The organism is Xanthomonas sp. D-99 (assembly GCF_017746145.1).
GTDB lineage: Bacteria > Pseudomonadota > Gammaproteobacteria > Xanthomonadales > Xanthomonadaceae > Xanthomonas > Xanthomonas cissicola.
Genome location: NZ_JAGHWU010000087.1, coordinates 2,239 through 4,477, shown reverse-complemented (window position 1 = coordinate 4,477; position 2,239 = coordinate 2,239). Strand labels below are relative to the sequence as shown.

The following is a 2,239-nucleotide window of genomic DNA, read 5'->3' as shown; positions in this document are numbered from 1 at the left end:
GGTAAAGCGGGACTTCTTCATGGAACCTCCTCGAGAAAGGGTACGAGAAAATTCCACTTCTGGCGTCTGCTAATGGGCGGGGGGATTACCACCCCGCACAGTGGTGGCCCGCTGGGCGCGTATCAAAACGGCATGCTGGAAAAGTTGGACAAGATCCAACAGGGCAGCTTTGGCCAAGCCGCAATGGAAGGCGATCCAGCGGCGATGGACCGGGTAGTCAAGCAAATCGAACAGTTGCGCGACACCGTGAAGGTGGGCCTCATCAATGGTGATTTAAACACCAACACGCCTGTCGGCATGACCCCTGCGCAGACCAACGGAAGGGTGCAAGAGTTTTTCCGCGATATGCCCGCCTATCAGCGTTCCCACGCCCAGCAAATCGAGACGCTGAAGGGATTCAAGGATATTGACCACGCCTGGGGAGCAGTTGCGAACTCGGAAGGACGCATTGTCACCGCGCTCAACCAGATCCAAGTCAGCGACCGCGGCATTGCGCGGGGTGGCGACAACGTGCTCCACCGCAACGGACTGTCATTGGCCATCTCCAATGCCCATCACGATGGGCGCGTGGTCCTATCCGAGCAGGGCATCCTCAAGGTCGAGCAGACCTTGGGAGGGGAAGCCGCACAAAACCTTCGTGTGCCGCGAGGACAGCGTGGCGAGGTTGCCATGCAGCTGTTGATGGGCGAGGCGTCCGCCCGCGGCCTGACCCGTGCTGGCGGACTTTTGACCACCGGCGCGGATGCCGTCATGACCGCGCGCACAGCGTCGGCATTGATGGAGCAGGGCAACACAACGGCCGCCCAGTCGGAGGTTCAGCACGCCATCGCGCGCAACGCGGGCGGCTGGGCAGGTGGGGCGTCAACCGCCGCAGCACTGGGTAGCAGCGGAGGCTTTGTGCCCGCGGCCCTGGTGGTCGGCGACGCCGTCTTGATGAGCAAGGCATTCGATAAGGGTGCTGACTTGCTGGACAATCGCGCCATTTACAACCAGACCGACAAGACCGGAGTGGAGTGGCAGTTCAACGGACGGGATTGGGAACGCCAGGGCGCTTTCGAGCGTGGGGGCGATGGACGAGACTCTCCTAGTCAGGCTCCAGTGGGGGCCAGCTACGCCAAGTCCCAAGAGTTGGGCGCCATGTCCAATGCCAAGGCTGCCGAGCTGGCGCTGGGCAAGGCACCCGCGCCGCAGGATCCATTCAACCTCCCGGCCAAGCCTGGGGACCAGACGGGTCTCGACAACCAAAACTGGCAACGCAATCCGGCTACCGAGTCCTGGGAGCGCCAGGTCAAGACCAGCGTGGCGGGTGCCAACGACCAGGGTGTTTACGAGCTGCAGACCGCTACCCCGGCGCAGGCGCAGCGGTTGAACCAGGAATCCCTGGCTCGGATCGAGAACAACATTTCCACTGGTCGCGAGGCCATCGCCCAAGCCTACCTGGAGAACCATGCCGCTCAGCGGTCGCAGGATTACGGGGTGCTGGTGCCGGCGTCAGTGGAAAGCGCCCGGGCCAAGCCCGATCAGGTCCAGGGCCATAACGGCCAGCTCTACCAGCGAAACGACACCGGGCAGTGGGCTGGCAAGGACGGGATGGCCACCGGCAACCTGGCGGTGGAACTGGAGCTGACGAATCAGATGCGCCAGCCTTCGCTGGAGCGCGCACAGGAGACTTTGGCCGCAATCCAGTCACGGCCGGCGCCTACGCCCGCGCAGATGGAGCACAACGAGCTTCTGCATCGCTACCGGGCCGCGGGCGTCGACCTCAACGCCCAAGAGAACAATCTTCAAGCGGTGGAGCTTGCCACCCAGCGCACCAAGCAGACCGAAGGCCTTTCCGGTCCGACGATGCAGCAGCTGAAGCCGAATGAGCAGGGGCAATACGGCTACGACAGTCCCATTGCCCATTACCAAGTTGGCCGAGACGGGGTGGCCCACCAGGTCGCGGTGACCACCTCCGAAGAGCTTCGCCAGGCCAAGGCGGAGCTCGGCCAGCATGCAATAGCGCACGTGCCGACCTTGGGCACGGTATCCGCGACAGGGCCAGCTCGCAGCAAAGAGCAGGAGGCCGAACCAGCTCAGGAGAAGGCGGCATCGGGTCCGTTATTGGCCGACAACCCCGCACACCCAGACCACTCCACCTACCAGAAGATCCATTCCTGGGTGCGTGGCACCGGCAACTGGAACGACGAAGAGAGCCGGAACGTCACAGCAGCCCTCTACAAGCACCAGTTGGACGACT

At 63.2% G+C, this 2,239-nt stretch carries 1 pseudogene; it reads left to right on the top strand.

The annotated features are described in order from the left end of the window. Positions 1–90: 90 nt before the first annotated feature. Positions 91–2,239: pseudogene (locus J7360_RS19935) on the top strand (hypothetical protein); the annotation flags it as partial.